Consider the following 16,143-nt stretch of genomic DNA (forward strand, 5'->3'; position numbering starts at 1 on the left):
CTTTTTGAGTGATGTCTTACCAAATCACTCCCCACGATCCGGTCGGCTGGCATGGCACGACCATTCTTTGTGTCCGTCGCGATGGCCGGGTGGCCATGGCGGGGGACGGCCAGGTCTCCCTCGGGCAGACCGTTATCAAGGGTAATGCTCGCAAGGTTCGGCGAATTGGACCTCACAGCAATATCCTGGCGGGTTTTGCTGGTGCCACGGCTGACGCCTTTACCCTGCTGGAACGGCTTGAAGCGAAACTTGAGCGGTATCCAGGGCAGCTTGAGCGGGCCTGCGTCGAACTGGCGAAAGACTGGCGCACGGACCGCTATCTGCGGCGCCTGGAAGCCATGATGCTGGTGGCTGACGCAGATCGCTCTTTCACCCTGACCGGAAATGGCGATGTGCTGGAGCCAGAGGATGGCATTGTGGCCATTGGCTCCGGCGGAAATTACGCACTGTCTGCAGCGCGGGCATTGATGACGGTGGACGGTCTGAGTGCGGACGAAATCGCGCGTCGGTCCATGAAAATTGCCGGTGATATCTGCGTTTACACGAACTATTCCGTGACGCTGGAAACATTAGGCGGGGAGGCCTCCTGAGATGTCTGTTCCAAATTTTGCCCCCCACGAAATCGTATCCGAGCTTGATCGCTTTATTGTTGGCCAGTCCGACGCAAAACGTGCAGTTGCCATCGCGATGCGTAATCGCTGGCGCCGGTCCCAGCTTCCTGACGGTTTGAAGGATGAGGTTGTTCCCAAGAACATTCTCATGATCGGCCCCACGGGTTGCGGCAAGACAGAGATCGCCCGTCGACTGGCCAAGCTGGCGCAGTCTCCGTTCCTGAAAGTGGAAGCGACCAAGTTTACGGAAGTTGGCTACGTTGGGCGGGACGTGGATAGTATTGTTCGGGATCTCGTTGAGGTGTCTCTGACCATGCTGCGGGATGGGCGCCGCAAAGATGTGCAGGAGAAAGCTGAAGCGGCGGCTGAAACCCGGCTTGTTGATGCGCTGGTTGGCGAAGGGGCGACAGCCGACACCAAGGTAAAGTTTCGCCAGATGCTGCGAGATGGTGCTTTGGAAGACAAGGAAATTGAAATCCAGATTGCGCCTGATCCACAGCGCGGTAAGGATAGCGGCGATATTCCAGGGCTCCAGCCAGGGCAGGTCATCAGTTTCAACGATATGATGAAGGGGTTCATGAACCGGATGCCTTCACGCAAGAAACTGAAGGTTTCGGTGGCCCGTGAGCAGTTAATCCGTGAGGAAGCTGACAAACTTCTGGATGACGAAGCCCTGACGCGTGAAGCGATTGAGCACACCCAGAACCATGGCATCGTATTCCTGGATGAAATCGACAAGGTCTGCGCGACATCTGAACATGGAACGCGCAGCGGAGATGTCTCTCGTGAAGGCGTGCAGCGTGACCTTCTTCCGCTGATTGAGGGGACGACCGTCAGCACGAAGTATGGCTCGGTGAAGACGGACCATATCCTGTTTATCGCGTCCGGAGCTTTTCACATTGCCAAGCCTTCAGACCTTCTGCCGGAATTGCAGGGGCGTCTGCCTATTCGTGTGGAGTTGGCTGGCCTGAGCAGGGACGATCTGAAGCGTATTCTGTTGGAGCCTGAGCATTCGCTTCTGAAGCAGTATGTGAGTCTGCTGGGTACGGAAGGTGTGACGCTGGAATTCGGTGACGATGCCGTGGATGCTTTGGCGGAACTGGCGGCTGATATTAACGAGCGGGTTGAAAACATTGGGGCCCGCCGTTTGGCAACAGTTCTGGAAAAGCTGCTGGAGGACGTCTCATTTTCTGCATCTGACCGGAAAGGCGAGACCGTGAGGGTGACGGCAGAGGATGTTCGTGACAGGGTGGCGCCGCTTGCCCGCAAGGGTGATTTGAGCCGCTTTATCCTGTGACGGAGACGTTTTTTGTGAGTGATGCCTTTCTTGCCCCTCAGGAAGAGACGGCGACCGCTGCCATCGAGGAAATTGAAGCCGAACTGGCGATGTTCGACGATTGGATGGAGCGGTATCAGTATATTATTGAAATGGGCCGCAAACTTCCGGCTTTCCCTTCGGAATGGCAGGACGATGTCCACCGTGTTCCGGGGTGTCAAAGCCAGGTCTGGCTCGAAGCGGAAGACCGTGATGGTAAGCTCTTCTTTGCTGGCGCTTCAGATGCGGCCATTGTTCAGGGATTGGTAGCCCTCTTGCTGAGAGTGTATTCAGGACGAAGCCGTGAAGAGATCCTTCAGACGAGCCCGGTCTTTTTGCATGATATGGGACTGGTCAAAGCACTGTCCACGAACCGTGGGAATGGTGTTGAGGCAATGGCTCAGGCGATCCTCAAGCGTGCTGCTGCCTAACGATCTCAGTATTTAAAAAAGCCCCTGTCAGCAGACGCTGACAGGGGCTTTTTTTGTTTGAGCTTAGTGAGCCGACTGAGCAACTTGTGGGGCTGTTACATCACACTTGGTGAACTTGCCTTTGGCATCACGGCAGGCCTTCGGCTTCTTTGGGGCTTCACACTTGGTGAATTTGCCTTTGGCGTCCCGGCAGGGCTGAGACTTGGCATGTGCGAACTGGCCGCCGAAAGCGACGGTAGCGAAGGCAAGAAGAGCAAATTTGCGAAGGGTCATGCGTAGCCTCTGTGCAGTTTTTGCCCTGAACCGACAGGGCTTTCGACGCTGATTATGGAATGGACTGGCCTACAGACACAAGGTTTCAGCGGAACCCGTCATTCCGGTCTTTCGCGTCTGATTCCCAGTTTATGTTCCCATGATAGGGAGCGGAGATGGGCTGCCCGTCTTTCATAGCCGGAAGGTATCTGGCCAGCGTGAAATAGGCGAGCGATGCCCGTCGTAAAATTTCGGGCCCCGGGCTGGCCGTACAGTCATGCGCGATGCCTGCGGTATCAACCTGACAGGTGACGGCTACTCTTCCTGTAATATTCCTGTCGTTCGCAAAGTCTGGATAGTAGGGGCGTGGACTGTGCTCATGATCCACGACGGGGAGAGTTGCTGTTCCATGAGCCTCGAAGGGAATGGTCTTTTCCCAGCGGCCTTCAATGGGTTTGCTGTCCTGGTATGCCGGAAGAAACTTGGAAGAATAGGCATAGGCTTCCGCTGCAAGTGCGAAATCGGGTGCGCTCGCTGAAGTTTCGCAGCTCTGGGGCTGACCGTCCTTTGTGATGACGCAGACAATATGCGCCGATCCCGAGTGCCGCAGTTCAAGTTCAGCAGGCGGATAGATGAGACGCCCGTGATGGCTCGGATCCAGCACCGCCATTACGGAAGCAGTATCATCGCTGTGGGCTGGAGACGGAGCGACGACGATGAGGCCAAAGATGGCCAGAGCCATTCCAGATCGAGAAAAATGCATGATGCCCTTACTTTATGGAATATATTTCATAACGTAACGAGAGCTTAGAAAGCTTTTGCCCGGACTTGAAGCCAAAAAAAGGGGCACCCGAAGGTACCCCTTTTTCTCGATAACCAATGGCTTACTCAATGATCACTTCTGATCAGCAAGGCTGTAAGCAATCAGGTCGTCGCCCATGACGGTCGGGAAGGAGTTGTGGCCACCAGCATAAGTGACAACGAACTGCTTTCCATTGACCGCGTAGGTCATTGGCGTGGCTTGTGCGCCGGCTGGGAGGCGATCCTGCCACAGGGTCTTACCTGTCGTCAGGTCGTAGGCACGGATGTAGTAGTCCATCGTGCCTGTCAGGAAGCCAACGTTGCCAGCCGTAGAGAGCGGGCCGCCGAGGCTCGGGACGCCGATCTTGATCGGAGGCAGCGGGATGGGCAGGGAGCTGCCGTGCATGGAGTCACGGAGCGTACCGTTACGATGCTGCCAGACCACCTTGTTGGTGCGCAGATCGATACCGGCCACATAACCCCAAGGCGGCGTACGGCAAGGCATCTTGATGCCAAGCGGCAGCAGGACCGGGTCCATGAACGGATGCAGATCAACAGCATAGGGGATGCCGTAGTTCGGCTGCAGACCGGTTTCGCCACCAGAGCCCTTTGCGTTCGGTTCCGGCCATAGCGGGTTACCCGGACCACGGGGTACCAGACGGGAAACGAACGGCAGCGAGATCGGGTTGGCAAAGGCCACCTGACGCTGCGGATCGACAGCCAGACCACCCCATTCGAACATGCCAAGGTCGCCTGGGAAGATCAGAGATCCCTGGAGTGACGGCGGCGTGAACGGACCTTCATAGCGAAGGGAGTGGAAGTAGATGCTGCAGAACATCTGGTCGAAGATCGTGCCACCCCAGATATCGGAATCCGAGAGGGCTGCCTTCGGACGCAGACTCAGCTGAGACATCGGCTGCGTTGGGCTGGTGTGATCGCCCGGTGCGGCACCACCAGGAACCGGTGTTTCCGGAGCCGGGACGACTTCCTTGCCCGTACGACGGTCAAGAACGAAAATGTCGCCAGTCTTCGTCGGAACGTAGATGGACGGAACAATCGTGCCGTCTTTCGACGTGATGTCTACGAGGCTCGGCTGGGACGGGGCGTCCATGTCCCACAGGTCATGGTGAACGGTCTGGTAATACCAGGTCAGCTTACCCGTCTCTGCGTTCAGCGCGACGATACCCGGAGCAAAGCGCTCGGATTCCTTGGTGCGGTAACCGCCCCACTGATCCGGCGTGCCTACACCCATTGGGATGTAAACGAGGTTCAGGTTCTTGTCGTAGGACGACACGATCCAGGAGTTTGGAGAGTTCGGATGGAAGACCGGATGATCCGGGTCTGGCATCTGGTTCGGGTCAGGGTTGGATGCGTCAAACACCCACACGCGCTTGCCGGTGTAAACGTCAAATGCCTGCGTTGCGCCCGATGCCTGCTTGATGGAGCCGTTATCGGTGATGGCGCTGTTGGCAATGATCAGCTTGTCGGTGATGACCGGCGGAGACGTCGGTTCATACATGCCCGGCGTGGTGTAAGGCTGGTTCGGCAGGCGCAGATCCAGTTCACCGTCGTTTCCGAAGCCAGAGCACTTCTGCCCGGTTTCAGCATCTACTTCGACAAGGCGGCCGTCATTGACGGGCAGCACGATACGCTTGGCGCAATCGGTTGGAGCCGGATTGCCATCGCTGTCCGTGGCATCCGCCGGTGTCTGGTGGAAGCTCACGCCACGGCACGTCAGATGCTGGAAGCCTGGGTTGATCTGCAGATGCGGATCGAACGTCCATTTGACGTGACCCGTTGCGGCATCAACAGCCCATAGCTTCTGGTGCAGCGAGCACAGATACAGCGTGTTGTCGAATTCGATCGGCGTGACTTCGTTGGTTGCTTCGCCCGGATCATTCGGTCCCATCAGATCCTTGGTGTGGATGTGCCATGCCACCTTGAGGTTCTGAACGTTGGATGAGTTAATCTGCTTCAGCGGAGACCAGCGATCGCCAGCCTGCGTGCGGCCATAGGCGTGCCACTCGCTGTCTGGAACGTTATCTGCGTCAACCGGTGCTGCGTTGGTCAGCTCTGTTGGCAGGTTGCCGCTGATGTCGTGCGGGTCTGTGAAAAGACCGGCAGCAAGCACCAGTACGGCGAGACCGACGGAGCCTGCCAGGGGAAGGACAGATGCGCGTGTGCCGCCGATCTGGCGGGACACGAACGGGATCAGCAGCCAGATGCCAAGAATGATCACGATGTCGGAGCGGGGAACCAGCGCCCAGAGGTCGAGACCGACCACGGAGAGTTCCCATACGACCGTCGCGAACACTACAGCAGCAAAGAGCCACAGTGTGGCCGGGTTACGGCGCCATGCGAGGAAGGCAGTCGCAAGAAGTGCGATGCCGAGGAGGAGATAATACAGGGGGCCGCCGAGGGAAACGGCCCATGCGCCGCCCACGGTAAGGATCGCGCCGCAAAGCGCGAAGACCGCGGCCGTGATCAGGGCCCAGAGCCCTGGCCGGGATGATGTGCTCATGATGTTCCTAGAGCTGTTATTTGGTGCAGCACTTGACCTTCGGACAAACACATAGAAGCGCGTTAAGAATCAAGATGTCAGATGGTTCATGTTGCTCACGTCACTGTGAGCGAGATCACAGTGACGTGACTTGAACAAAGGGGTGTCTTTTGCTTGCGCGTTAAAGAAAATAAAGTTCTTGGCGGAATCAGTCCGATGGGATAAGGCAGCCGCTCCGTGTACGCGTCCGGGCCATAAGTGGCATGCCCGGCCGTGCAGAGTCCCGCTCCGGTGGGACCAATCGTTTACGGCGAGGGAGACCGAAATGCCCAAGATGAAGACGAAGTCGTCGGTCAAGAAGCGGTTCAAGATCACCGCGACCGGCAAGGTAATGTGCGGCCCAGGCAACAAGCGCCACGGCCTTATCAACCGCCCGCAGAAGATGAAGCGCACCAACCGTGGTCCTCAGACCATGACGGATATGGACGCAAAGACCATCAAGCAGTGGGCGCCCTACGGGCTCTAAGGGAGATTAAGGTACATGGCACGTGTTAAGCGGGGCGTAACGACGCACGCCCGTCACAAGAAAGTTCTCGATCTCGCCAAGGGTTACCGCGGCCGTTCGTCTACGAACTACCGTATTGCTCTCGAGCGCGTTGAGAAGGCGCTGCGCTATGCGTATCGCGACCGTCGCAACAAGAAGCGTGATTTCCGCGCTCTGTGGATCCAGCGTATCAACGCTGCTGTCCGTGAGCACGGTCTGACGTACAGCAAGTTCATCAATGGCCTGGACAAGGCTGGCATCGAGATCGACCGTAAGGTCCTTGCTGCCATTGCTTTCGACGACGCAGCTGCTTTCGCAGAAATCGTCAAGAAGGCACAGGCCGCTCTCGCAGCCTGAGCTATTCAGACCTGATCCCCACTCGTGGGGGCTGGTGACTGGCGGGCCGTCCTGTTATCAGGGCGGCCCGTTTTGTATTTGTACTGTAAGCGATGGGCGGTATGGCTGACGATCTCGACACGCTGAAGAATGAAACTCTTGCTGCGCTGGGCGCTGCTCAGAACCGCGCGCAATGGGATGCCGTTCGCGTTGGAACACTGGGGAAGTCCGGTGCCTTGACCGGGCTCCTGAAGCAGCTTGGCAAACTTGATCCCGAAGAGCGCAAACTGCGCGGGCAGGCCTTGAACCGCCTGCGGGATGAATTGACCAAGGTGATCGAAGATCGCGGGCGGGAAATCGAAGAAGAAGCGCTGCAGGAACGCCTGAAAGCCGAACGGGTAGATATCACGATGCCTGCCCCTTCTGTGGTGACAGGCGCCATTCATCCGATCAGCCGTACCATTGAAGAAATGACAGCCATCTTTGGCGCCATGGGTTTTTCCGTTGCGGAAGGGCCTGATGTTGAAAGCCAGTGGCATAATTTTTCGGCTCTCAATACGCCCGACCATCATCCGGCCCGGACTGAACACGATACTTTCTATCTGCCGCCCAAGTCAGGCACTAACGAGCCACGCGTTCTGCGGACCCAGACGTCTGGCGTGCAGATCCGGACGATGCTGGGGCAGAAACCGCCCATCCGCATCATTGCTCCTGGCCGCACCTATCGTGCCGATCATGACGCGACCCATTCCCCGATGTTCCATCAGTGCGAAGGTCTGGTCATTGACCGCAATATTACTCTTGGGCACCTCAAAGGCTGCCTGATCGAGTTCCTGCGCGTCTATTTCGACAAGCCTAATTTGCCTGTGCGTTTCCGTGCATCGTATTTCCCGTTTACCGAGCCCTCCATGGAAGTGGATATCGGCTGGTCAAAAGCCACGGGCGAGATTGGCGGTGGGTCCGACTGGCTGGAAGTGCTCGGGTCCGGCATGGTGCATCCGCGCGTTTTGGCAAATTGCGGCCTCGATCCGGCCGAGTGGCAGGGCTTTGCGTTCGGTATGGGCGTCGAGCGTCTGGCCATGCTCAAGAACGGTATTCCGGATCTTCGGTCCTTCTATGAGAGCGACCTGCGCTGGCTCCGCCACTATGGTTTTTCCGCTTTTTCTCCCGCAACGCTGACGGAGGGCGTGTGACATGAAGTTCTCTCTCTCCTGGCTGCGTGAACATCTTGATTTTACAGCATCTTGCGAAGAGATCTGTGCCCGTCTGAACGGCATCGGTCTTGAAGTTGAGAGCGTTGAAAACCCCGCCGAGAAGCTGGCAGGTTTTAGAACGGCCAAAATTCTGGAAGCACATCGCCATCCGGATGCGGACCGTCTTCAGCTTTGCCGCGTCGCTGCTGGTGCGGGTTATGAAGATTTGCAGGTCGTGTGCGGTGCACCGAATGCACGGGCTGGTCTCCATGTGATTTTTGCGCCTCCGGGGACGTATGTTCCGGGGCTGGATATCACCATCAAAAAGGGCAAGATCCGCGGCGAGGAAAGCGGCGGTATGCTGTGTTCCCTGCGTGAGCTGGGTCTTGGTGAGGAGAGCAACGGTATTGCCGAGCTGCCGGAAACGGCTCCGATCGGCGAGGCTTATGCGACTTACGCCGAGCTTGATGATCCGGTCATTGAAATCGCTATTACACCAAACCGTGGCGATGCGCTGAGCATTCGCGGTATTGCGCGTGATCTGGCTGCAGCTGGCATCGGTCATCTCAAGCCATGGCTGACGGAAGCAGTTGAGGGTGATTTCGAGCCCGCCATCAACTGGAAAATTGCGCATCCGGATTGCTCTTATGCCGTGGGTCGCGTCATTCGTGGCGTGAAGAATGGTCCCAGCCCGGACTGGCTACAGCGCCGCCTGAAGGCCGTGGGGCTTAAGCCGATTTCGAAGTTGGTTGACGTCACAAACTACTTCACATTCGACCTTGGCCGTCCGCTTCATGTCTTTGATGTTGCGAAACTTTCCGGAAATACACTGACCGTCACGCATGCCGCACGGGAGACCTTCACGGCTCTGGATGGCAACGAATACGTCCTTGGCACGGACGATATGGTGATTGTTGACGATGCTGGTGTGCAGTCGCTTGCAGGCATCATGGGGGGGCAGCAGAGCGGTGTGGATGAGAACACGACGGACGTGTTTGTTGAATCCGCTTTGTTCGATGCTGTTCGTATTGCGTTGACGGGCCGTCGTCTGGCGATCCACACAGATGCGCGTCAGCGTTTTGAGCGCGGTGTTGATCCGGCACTGGTGCGAACTGGGCTCGAAGCAGCCACCATCATGATCCGTGACCTTTGCGGTGGCGAGCCAAGCGAAATTACGGAAGCTGGCGACCTGCCTAACTGGAAACGCACGGCTACGCTGCGTTTTGAGCGCCTGGAAACGCTGGGTGGTATTAATATCCCTGCGGATGATGCTGTGCGTTCTCTAGAGCATCTGGGCTTCGAGGTTGTTGAGCGGAAAGACGATCAGGCGACCTTCGCAGTGCCGTCCTGGAGAAATGACGTTGCGTCCGGTCAGGTTCTGGCTCAGGCCGTGACACTTGATGAGGACGTTGCGGCAAAGGCAGCAGCGAATGTTCCGCGCATGGAAGCGGAATGTGACCTCATAGAGGAAGTATTGCGCCTTTATGGGCTGGATGCGGTGCCGGCTGTGCCACTTCCTCAGTTGGCCATGGTCGCGGCTCCGGCAGTCACGCCTCTTCAGGCGCGTGCAGCGCTAATGCGTCGTATCTGTGCAGCCCGTGGAATGATGGAAACGGTTGGTTTCTCTTTCGTCGCTCATGAAGACGCGGTTCTGTTCGGTGACGTGCCCGAAACGCAACGTCTGCTGAACCCTATCGCTATGGATCTTGATCAGTTGCGCCCGACGCCGCTCGTCAATCTGGCGCGTGCACTCGGCCGTAATCTGGCGCGTGGTCTGGGGCTTTCTGGTGAAGGCGCATTGTTTGAAATCGGTCCATGTTTTGATTTCGAAGGTCAGCACCTGCGTGTTTCTGGCTTGCGAGGCGGATTGACGGCTCGTGAACCCGGTCAGGCTGCGCAGGAAGCAACGCTCTGGGACGCCAAGGCGGATCTGACGGCCGCGCTGACGGCGCTCGGTGTTCCGGAAGCTTCTTTGTCTGTCACGGCAGATGCTCCGGGCTTTTATCATCCGGGTCGGTCAGGTCAGGTACGGCAGGGGCCTAAGCTGGTTCTGGGCAGCTTTGGTGAACTGCATCCTCGAACGGCACGCGCGCTTGGTTTGACTGGGACTGTCGTGGCGTTCGAGCTGTATCTGGATCGTATCCCTCAGCCTAAGGCTAAAAAGAAGACGCCTCCTGCGCTCTCAGCGCTACAGCCAGTGCGTCGTGACTTTGCGTTCCTTGCTGGGCCGGATGTTGAGGCGCAGGCTGTTCTCAAGGCCGTTCGTATGGCCGACCGGAACCTGATTCAGGATGTTCGCCTCTTTGACGTCTTTGAAGGTGGTAGCCTGCCGGAAGGACATCGTTCTCTCGGTGTTGAGGTTGTCCTACAGCCGCAGACCGAAAGTCTGACGGATGTCGGCCTTGAAGCGCTTTCCAAATCGGTGGAAGCTGCGGTTCTCAAGGCAACAGGAGCTACGTTGCGCCGATGAACTCTCTTCCAGAATCCGAACTGGCGCATCAGCCGGGCAATAGGGCCTTCCAGCCGGGGGCTCCCACGCCCCAGCATGGGCGCGTGATTTGGATTCTGGCGGGGGAAGCCAGTGGAGACGTGATTGGTGCACGTCTCATGCTGGCGCTTCATGCGCAGGACCCGACGCTGGTGTTTGCCGGAGTCGGGGGTGGCCGCATGGAAGCCCTTGGGCTTCACAGCCTGTTCCCGATGAGTGATCTGGCTGTCATGGGGCTTGTGGAAGTCTTGCCGAGGGTCAGGCATTTGCGGCAGCGGCTTCTGGAAGCTGTTCAAGATATCGAGCTTCGTAAGCCTGATCTGGTTGTCACAATAGACAGCCCAGGTTTCGCACTTCGACTTCTTCAGAAAATTGAAAATTCTGGCTTCAAGCGCGTCCATTACGTTGCACCGCAGGTCTGGGCCTGGCGCGAAAATCGCGTCAAGGAATTCCCCGGGCTCTGGGATCGGTTGCTCTGCCTTTTACCGTTTGAGCCTGAATGGTTTGCGCAGAGAGGGCTGGAAGCGCGGTTCGTCGGGCATCCGGTGTTGCAGTCGGGTGTGAGACAGGGAAACGCTGCACGTTTTCGGACGCGGCATAATATTCCTGAAACGGCACCCGTCCTGATTTTGATGCCAGGAAGCCGGCGTTCTGAAGTTCCGAAGCTGTTGCCAGTTTTTCGCAAGATGCTGGACATTCTGCGTAAGAAGCATCCGGACATCTGCCCGGTGATACCGGTTGCTCCGGTCATTGCGCCGACCGTGCGCAACCTTATTCGTAAATGGCCCGTACAGCCGCATATCGTGACTGATATTCATGATAAGCACGACGCGTTTGCAGCGGCTCAGTGCGCTCTGACAAAGTCGGGGACGTCCACGCTTGAGCTTGCCATGGGCAATGTGCCGATGGTGGTGACGTATCGGGTGAATCCGCTAACGGCGATGATGGCGCGTCGGATGATCAAGGTGCCATACGTCGCCATGGTCAATCTGCTGGCAGGACGTGAAGTCGTGCCAGAAATGTTGCAGGAGAACTGCACGCCTGAGAAGCTGGCAGATATGGTTTCAAAGCTGCTTGATGATCCGGCAGCAGCAAAGAAGCAACAGATGGCATTTGAAGAGGTGCTGGAAAAGCTCTCTCCCGCTGTGGGTACGCCTGCGGATGCAGCTGCTGCGGAAATTATGGATCTTTTGGACGAGCCGGTGTCCCGCTCGTCCAAGAAGAAAAAAATCAGCGAATAAAGCCGACCAGTCGCTCTGCTTCCTGCACGATTGGCTCGGAAATTTCACGGGCTCGGTCGGCGCCTGCGCGCAGGACAGAGATGATGTGGTCTTCGTTCTGCATCAGGCGGGCTGTTTCGGTCGCAACTGGCCCAAGTTTTTCTACGAGCAGATCGGCCAGAGCGTTTTTGAACGGGCCAAAGCCCTGTCCACCGAAACGCGCCAGAACGTCAGACATCGTCTCGTCTGACATCGCCGCGTAAATAGCTACCAGATTGCGGGCTTCCGCACGGTCTCCCAGCCCCTCAACGTCGCTTGGCAGCGCATCGGAATCTGTCTTGGCACGGCGAATCTTCAGAGCGATTTCGTCTGGGGTATCTGTCAGGACAATGCGGCTCTGCTCGGAGGGGTCCGACTTGGACATTTTCTTCGTGCCGTCGCGCAGGCTCATCACGCGGGCTGCTGCTGGCGGGATGAACGCTTCGATCTGGGGGAAGAACTCCGTACCCATATCATGGTTGAACTTCTGGGCGATGTCATTGGCCAGCTCAATATGCTGCTTCTGATCATCACCGACGGGGACGCGGGTAGCGTGGAACGCCAGAATGTCCGCAGCCATGAGGTTCGGATAGACATAGAGGCCCGCTGAGTGGTTCTCGCGGTTCTTGCCAGCCTTGTCTTTAAACTGTGTCATCCGGTTCAACCAGCCGAGGCGGGAAACACAATTGAAAATCCATCCCAGTCTCGCATGGGCGCTGACGGCAGACTGGTTGTAAAGGCGTGTCGGTTCAATGCCGGTTGCCAGAAGGCAGGCTGCTGAGCCAAGCGTCTGACGACGCAGGTCTTCCGGATTCCAGGGCATCGTGATGGAGTGCATGTCCACGAGGCAGAAGACACAATCATGGTCTGCCTGCATGGCCGCCCAGTTGCGGAGTGCACCCAGGTAGTTACCCAGATGAGGAATGCCAGTTGGCTGAATGCCGGAAAATACACGCTGCATGATGGATCTGTCTTCAGCTTTGGGGAAAGGTCATGCTCTCAGGGAAGCGGCTGCTTCTGCTCTAGGAGCTGTCGTTCTTGATAACTCGCTGCCGGGTCACCCTGCTGTGCACGTGCACTGGCGACCTCGGCTGGCGTGATGGTGGGGGAAGGCTTGATATTGCCGCGTGCAATCAGCCAGTTCAGGGTATCAGCAATTTGCTGGTCAGTGAGGCGATCACGATATGCGGGCATGGAATAGTTATAGCGATAGCCCTGAGTGGTGAAACTGCCACGGAGGCCATTCAGAAGAACATTCGCGAGATAGTGGCGACCCTCAGGTGTTTGGGCGATGAAATCCACTCGGCCTACGAGGGGCGGTGTTTCCCCAGGCATTCCACTTCCGCCATGGTGGCAGATACCGCAGTTGGGCCCATAAACGGCCTGGCCAGCCGGTTTCTTCCCGCAGCAGGCAAGTGCGAGACAACCAAGAAAAGCAATCCGTTTCATGGGAGAGGGGACTGCTGTTCCAGTTTCTGGCGTTCAAGCAGAACTTCCTGAGGTGACAGCGGATGTTTGCGCTCTTCAGCTATCTCGGCAGCCGTGAATGTTGGGCCCCCTGCGGCCATTTCTTTCCCTCCAACAAATGTCAGGATCCGTGCAATTTCATCATCTGAAAGGCGATGAAATGATGGCATGGAACTGTTGTAAGGAGCGCCACCCGCTGTGATCGGTCCGTCAAGACCGTTCAGCAGCACGTGGATAATGTAGCGATGGCCTTCCGGAGTCAGGGCAATATGCCCAACCCGCCCGAAGATTGGAGCAACGGCTCGCACCTGCCCATGGCCACCATGATGGCAGATACTGCACTCGTTCGAATATTCTCGAGGAGCCTGTTCACGATTTTCCCACGCATGGCCAACCACAAAGACAATTGCCATGAAAATGGCAATAAACAGGGGAAGCCGGATTGCTGGGTCTAATCTGATCACAGAAGGTTTGTCGCATTTTCATAGTGCGTTCAGCAAGGGTGGCTCTTGGCAAAACCGTCCCGATAGGGCTCATGGGCGCATCAGAAGGAGAAAGCATGAGCGGCAAGGGACGTCTGGTACTGTATGTGGGGCCAATGTTTGCAGGAAAATCTTCGCATCTGATCAAGGCTGCGTCTGCGGATGAACGCGTTCTGGCACTGAAGCCGGGATTCGATACGCGTGACGGTGCAGAACTGGTCAGTCGGGATGGCTCACATTTCGCAGCGCGTTCCGTGCGGCGCTGGCCGTCTCATTCCGAAAACTATTCACACATTGTTCTGGATGAAGTGCAGTTCATGGTCTCACCTCATTACGAGGGAGATATCGTTGCAGAGTTACAGTCGGCCCGATTGCGCGGAGCAACTGTCACTGTCGGCGGCCTGGATAGTGATTATCGCCAGAAGCCGTTTGAAATTGTATCGAGGCTCATGCAGTTCGCCGATGAAATTATTCATCTGGAAGCTCGGTGCCATGTCTGCAATCAGCCAGCCCAGTGGACTGCCAAGACACATGAGACTGGGCATCTTCTCGAAACGGGAGATCAGGAGCTTTATGAAGCGCGGTGCGATGAGCACTGGTGCCTGCCAGAGATGCCCTGAGGCGTCTCTGGCAGAGCTGAAGTGAAACAGCAGGACTTACTGCTGTCCGTTATTGACGCCCAGAAGCTGGAGCTTGAAGATGAGTGGGCTGTTGGGCGGAATGATGCCCATGGAGCGCTTCCCGTAGCCTAGCTTGGCTGGAAGATAGAGCATCCATTCATCGCCAACGTGCATCATTGGCAGAGCTTCGAGCCAGCCATCAACCAGGCCATCCAGCGGCATTTCCATGTAGGCACCGCTGCCATGCTGGTCAGAGCTGTCAAAAATTCCGCCGTCTGGCAGGCGTCCTTCATAGATCACCATGATGGTGGAGCCACGATGTGGGCTTTCACCATCTTTGGGGCCGGACTTCAGAACCTTGTAGCTCAGGCCATCCGGGAGGGTTTTGACACCCGGTTCCGCCTGGACCTTCGCCATGAACTGTTCGGGCGTCAGTTCTGGCGCGTCTTCCTTGTGTCCGGCGCATCCTGCAAGGAGTGCGCCGCAAAGGGTCAAGGCTGATGTAAGGCGAAACAGGCTGGTCATGGTCCCCCGCTACTGGTTTGTACTTAGAGTGCCCCGCCGCGGCGGCCAATCTGACCACCCAGACGCAGGCGCAGGGCATTGAGCTTGATAAAGCCCTGTGCGTCCTGCTGGTTATACGCGCCCTCGTCATCTTCAAATGTCACGACGCGGGTATCATACAGGCTGTTCGGGCTTTCGCGTCCGACGCAAACGACATTGCCCTTATAGAGTTTCATGCGGACACGGCCGTTGACGGAATGCTGGCTGGCATCAATCAGAGCCTGAAGCATCCGGCGCTCTGGGGAGAACCAGAAACCGTTATAGATCAGCTCCGCATAGCGGGGCATGATGCTGTCCTTGAGGTGGGCAGCTTCACGATCCAGCGTGATACTCTCGATGGATCGATGAGCGGCCAGCAGGATCGTGCCACCTGGCGTTTCGTAAATGCCGCGGGACTTCATGCCCACAAAGCGGTTCTCCACGATGTCCAGACGGCCGATGCCGTTGTCGCGGCCTAGTTCGTTCAGGCGTGTCAGCAGTGTTGCCGGGGTCATCGCAACGCCGTTGATGGCAACTGGGTCACCATTCACGAAGTCGATGCTGATTTCCGTAGCCTTGTCCGGCGCGGCTTCCGGGGAGATGGTGCGCTGGAAGACGATTTCGTCAGGCGCGACAGCCGGATCTTCGAGCAACTTGCCTTCGGACGAGGAGTGCAGAAGGTTAGCGTCAACGGAGAACGGAGCCTCCCCGCGCTTGTCCTTCGTAACGGGGATCTGGTTTTCTTCAGCGAATTCCAGCAGCTTCGTCCGGGATGTTAGTTCCCATTCGCGCCATGGGGAAATGACTTTCACGTCCGGCTTCAGGGCATAGTAGCCAAGTTCGAAACGGACCTGATCGTTGCCCTTGCCGGTTGCGCCATGCGCCACGGCATCTGCACCAACAGCTTCGGCGATTTCGATCTGACGCTTGGCGATCAGCGGACGGGCGATGGACGTACCAAGGAGGTACTGGCCTTCATAAACCGTGTTCGCGCGGAACATCGGGAAGACGTAGTCCTTCACGAAGGTCTCGCGCAGATCCTCGACGAAGATTTCCTTCACGCCGAACATCTCGGCCTTCTTGCGGGCCGGCTCCAGCTCTTCGCCCTGACCAAGGTCAGCCGTAAAGGTCACGACCTCGCAGTTATAGGTCTTCTGGAGCCATCGAAGGATGACCGAAGTGTCCAGCCCGCCGGAATAGGCGAGAACGACTTTCTTGACGTCCTGATGGGCGCTCATAACTGCGTGGTCCTTAATGGTGTTCGTTCGGAAGGCGTTTCTAGCATCCCGCGTCCGTGAGGG

At 57.2% G+C, this 16,143-nt stretch carries 17 protein-coding genes; 9 read left to right on the forward strand and 8 right to left on the reverse strand.

Annotation, left to right across the window (positions count from 1 at the left end; all coding sequences use genetic code 11):
- Window positions 1–11 precede the first annotated feature (11 nt).
- From hslV to ABDK75_RS04680, 3 genes are read left to right on the forward strand one after another with little or no spacing between them, the layout of a single operon-like run.
- Window positions 12–590: an ATP-dependent protease subunit HslV gene (hslV, locus tag ABDK75_RS04670; RefSeq protein WP_211496620.1), complete on the forward strand. Its 579-nt coding sequence runs from the start codon at window positions 12–14 to the stop codon at window positions 588–590.
- 1 nt (window position 591) lies between these two features.
- The gene (hslU, locus tag ABDK75_RS04675; protein ID WP_346005099.1) at window positions 592–1,908 is read left to right on the forward strand and encodes an ATP-dependent protease ATPase subunit HslU; all 1,317 of its coding nucleotides are present in this window, start codon (window positions 592–594) and stop codon (window positions 1,906–1,908) included.
- Window positions 1,909–1,922: 14 nt separating this feature from the next.
- The gene (locus tag ABDK75_RS04680; protein ID WP_211501406.1) at window positions 1,923–2,357 is read left to right on the forward strand and encodes a SufE family protein; all 435 of its coding nucleotides are present in this window, start codon (window positions 1,923–1,925) and stop codon (window positions 2,355–2,357) included.
- Between the two features lie 63 nt (window positions 2,358–2,420).
- Here the strand turns inward: ABDK75_RS04680 and ABDK75_RS04685 are convergent, their stop codons facing one another.
- The 3 genes from ABDK75_RS04685 to ABDK75_RS04695 form a co-directional block, all read right to left on the reverse strand.
- The gene (locus tag ABDK75_RS04685; protein WP_346005100.1) at window positions 2,421–2,630 is read right to left on the reverse strand and encodes a hypothetical protein; all 210 of its coding nucleotides are present in this window, start codon (window positions 2,628–2,630) and stop codon (window positions 2,421–2,423) included.
- 85 nt (window positions 2,631–2,715) lie between these two features.
- On the reverse strand, window positions 2,716–3,372 hold the full coding sequence (locus ABDK75_RS04690) for an energy transducer TonB (protein WP_346005101.1): 657 nt from the start codon (window positions 3,370–3,372) through the stop codon (window positions 2,716–2,718).
- A 132-nt stretch (window positions 3,373–3,504) separates the two neighbouring features.
- Window positions 3,505–5,931, reverse strand: a complete 2,427-nt coding sequence (locus tag ABDK75_RS04695; protein WP_346005102.1) for a glucose/quinate/shikimate family membrane-bound PQQ-dependent dehydrogenase — start codon at window positions 5,929–5,931, stop codon at window positions 3,505–3,507.
- Window positions 5,932–6,235: 304 nt separating this feature from the next.
- Here ABDK75_RS04695 and rpmI point away from each other — a divergent pair, with 304 nt between their 5' ends.
- The 5 genes from rpmI (at window position 6,236) to lpxB (ending at window position 11,712) form a co-directional block, all read left to right on the forward strand.
- Window positions 6,236–6,436, forward strand: coding sequence for a 50S ribosomal protein L35 (gene rpmI, locus ABDK75_RS04700; protein WP_046901279.1), 201 nt, complete (start codon window positions 6,236–6,238; stop codon window positions 6,434–6,436).
- Window positions 6,437–6,451: 15 nt separating this feature from the next.
- On the forward strand, window positions 6,452–6,811 hold the full coding sequence (gene rplT / locus ABDK75_RS04705) for a 50S ribosomal protein L20 (protein ID WP_007282845.1): 360 nt from the start codon (window positions 6,452–6,454) through the stop codon (window positions 6,809–6,811).
- A gap of 101 nt (window positions 6,812–6,912) precedes the next feature.
- A complete protein-coding gene (gene pheS, locus ABDK75_RS04710; RefSeq protein WP_346005103.1) occupies window positions 6,913–7,983 on the forward strand; it encodes a phenylalanine--tRNA ligase subunit alpha in 1,071 nt (356 codons plus the stop codon).
- Between the two features lies 1 nt (window position 7,984).
- Window positions 7,985–10,453: a phenylalanine--tRNA ligase subunit beta gene (gene pheT / locus ABDK75_RS04715; protein WP_339407289.1), complete on the forward strand. Its 2,469-nt coding sequence runs from the start codon at window positions 7,985–7,987 to the stop codon at window positions 10,451–10,453.
- A complete protein-coding gene (gene lpxB / locus ABDK75_RS04720; protein ID WP_086633019.1) occupies window positions 10,450–11,712 on the forward strand; it encodes a lipid-A-disaccharide synthase in 1,263 nt (420 codons plus the stop codon). The genes pheT and lpxB overlap by 4 nt, the downstream gene beginning before the upstream one ends.
- On the opposite strand, the gene trpS is transcribed toward lpxB, so the two are convergent.
- From trpS to ABDK75_RS04735, 3 genes are read right to left on the reverse strand one after another with little or no spacing between them, the layout of a single operon-like run.
- The gene (gene trpS, locus ABDK75_RS04725) at window positions 11,702–12,691 is read right to left on the reverse strand and encodes a tryptophan--tRNA ligase (RefSeq protein WP_317215591.1); all 990 of its coding nucleotides are present in this window, start codon (window positions 12,689–12,691) and stop codon (window positions 11,702–11,704) included. The two genes, lpxB and trpS, sit on opposite strands and share 11 nt — an antisense overlap.
- Window positions 12,692–12,729: 38 nt before the next feature.
- Complete coding sequence (locus tag ABDK75_RS04730) at window positions 12,730–13,179, reverse strand: cytochrome c (protein WP_064274981.1); 450 nt, start codon at window positions 13,177–13,179, stop codon at window positions 12,730–12,732.
- Window positions 13,176–13,661: a cytochrome c gene (locus tag ABDK75_RS04735; protein ID WP_086633022.1), complete on the reverse strand. Its 486-nt coding sequence runs from the start codon at window positions 13,659–13,661 to the stop codon at window positions 13,176–13,178. Before ABDK75_RS04735 ends, ABDK75_RS04730 begins: the two co-directional genes overlap by 4 nt.
- 95 nt (window positions 13,662–13,756) lie before the next feature.
- Here ABDK75_RS04735 and ABDK75_RS04740 point away from each other — a divergent pair, with 95 nt between their 5' ends.
- Window positions 13,757–14,299: a thymidine kinase gene (locus ABDK75_RS04740; RefSeq protein ID WP_346005104.1), complete on the forward strand. Its 543-nt coding sequence runs from the start codon at window positions 13,757–13,759 to the stop codon at window positions 14,297–14,299.
- 36 nt (window positions 14,300–14,335) lie between these two features.
- Here the strand turns inward: ABDK75_RS04740 and ABDK75_RS04745 are convergent, their stop codons facing one another.
- The gene (locus ABDK75_RS04745) at window positions 14,336–14,824 is read right to left on the reverse strand and encodes an FKBP-type peptidyl-prolyl cis-trans isomerase (RefSeq protein ID WP_086633024.1); all 489 of its coding nucleotides are present in this window, start codon (window positions 14,822–14,824) and stop codon (window positions 14,336–14,338) included.
- A 23-nt stretch (window positions 14,825–14,847) separates the two neighbouring features.
- Complete coding sequence (locus ABDK75_RS04750) at window positions 14,848–16,080, reverse strand: argininosuccinate synthase (RefSeq protein WP_046901287.1); 1,233 nt, start codon at window positions 16,078–16,080, stop codon at window positions 14,848–14,850.
- Window positions 16,081–16,143: the final 63 nt, after the last annotated feature.

Source organism: Gluconobacter sp. OJA, from assembly GCF_039638325.1.
In the GTDB taxonomy this organism is placed as follows: Bacteria; Pseudomonadota; Alphaproteobacteria; order Acetobacterales; family Acetobacteraceae; genus Gluconobacter; species Gluconobacter cerinus.

Coding starts and splice junctions, on each gene's coding strand:
- hslU (WP_346005099.1), top strand. CDS start 592: ATGTCTGTTCCAAATTTTGCCCCCCACGAAATCGTATCCGAGCTTGAT.
- rplT (WP_007282845.1), top strand. CDS start 6,452: ATGGCACGTGTTAAGCGGGGCGTAACGACGCACGCCCGTCACAAGAAA.
- ABDK75_RS04685 (WP_346005100.1), bottom strand. CDS start 2,630: ATGACCCTTCGCAAATTTGCTCTTCTTGCCTTCGCTACCGTCGCTTTC.
- ABDK75_RS04730 (WP_064274981.1), bottom strand. CDS start 13,179: ATGAAACGGATTGCTTTTCTTGGTTGTCTCGCACTTGCCTGCTGCGGG.
- pheS (WP_346005103.1), top strand. CDS start 6,913: ATGGCTGACGATCTCGACACGCTGAAGAATGAAACTCTTGCTGCGCTG.
- pheT (WP_339407289.1), top strand. CDS start 7,985: ATGAAGTTCTCTCTCTCCTGGCTGCGTGAACATCTTGATTTTACAGCA.
- ABDK75_RS04695 (WP_346005102.1), bottom strand. CDS start 5,931: ATGAGCACATCATCCCGGCCAGGGCTCTGGGCCCTGATCACGGCCGCG.
- trpS (WP_317215591.1), bottom strand. CDS start 12,691: ATGCAGCGTGTATTTTCCGGCATTCAGCCAACTGGCATTCCTCATCTG.
- ABDK75_RS04745 (WP_086633024.1), bottom strand. CDS start 14,824: ATGACCAGCCTGTTTCGCCTTACATCAGCCTTGACCCTTTGCGGCGCA.
- ABDK75_RS04690 (WP_346005101.1), bottom strand. CDS start 3,372: ATGCATTTTTCTCGATCTGGAATGGCTCTGGCCATCTTTGGCCTCATC.
- ABDK75_RS04750 (WP_046901287.1), bottom strand. CDS start 16,080: ATGAGCGCCCATCAGGACGTCAAGAAAGTCGTTCTCGCCTATTCCGGC.
- hslV (WP_211496620.1), top strand. CDS start 12: ATGTCTTACCAAATCACTCCCCACGATCCGGTCGGCTGGCATGGCACG.
- lpxB (WP_086633019.1), top strand. CDS start 10,450: ATGAACTCTCTTCCAGAATCCGAACTGGCGCATCAGCCGGGCAATAGG.
- rpmI (WP_046901279.1), top strand. CDS start 6,236: ATGCCCAAGATGAAGACGAAGTCGTCGGTCAAGAAGCGGTTCAAGATC.
- ABDK75_RS04740 (WP_346005104.1), top strand. CDS start 13,757: ATGAGCGGCAAGGGACGTCTGGTACTGTATGTGGGGCCAATGTTTGCA.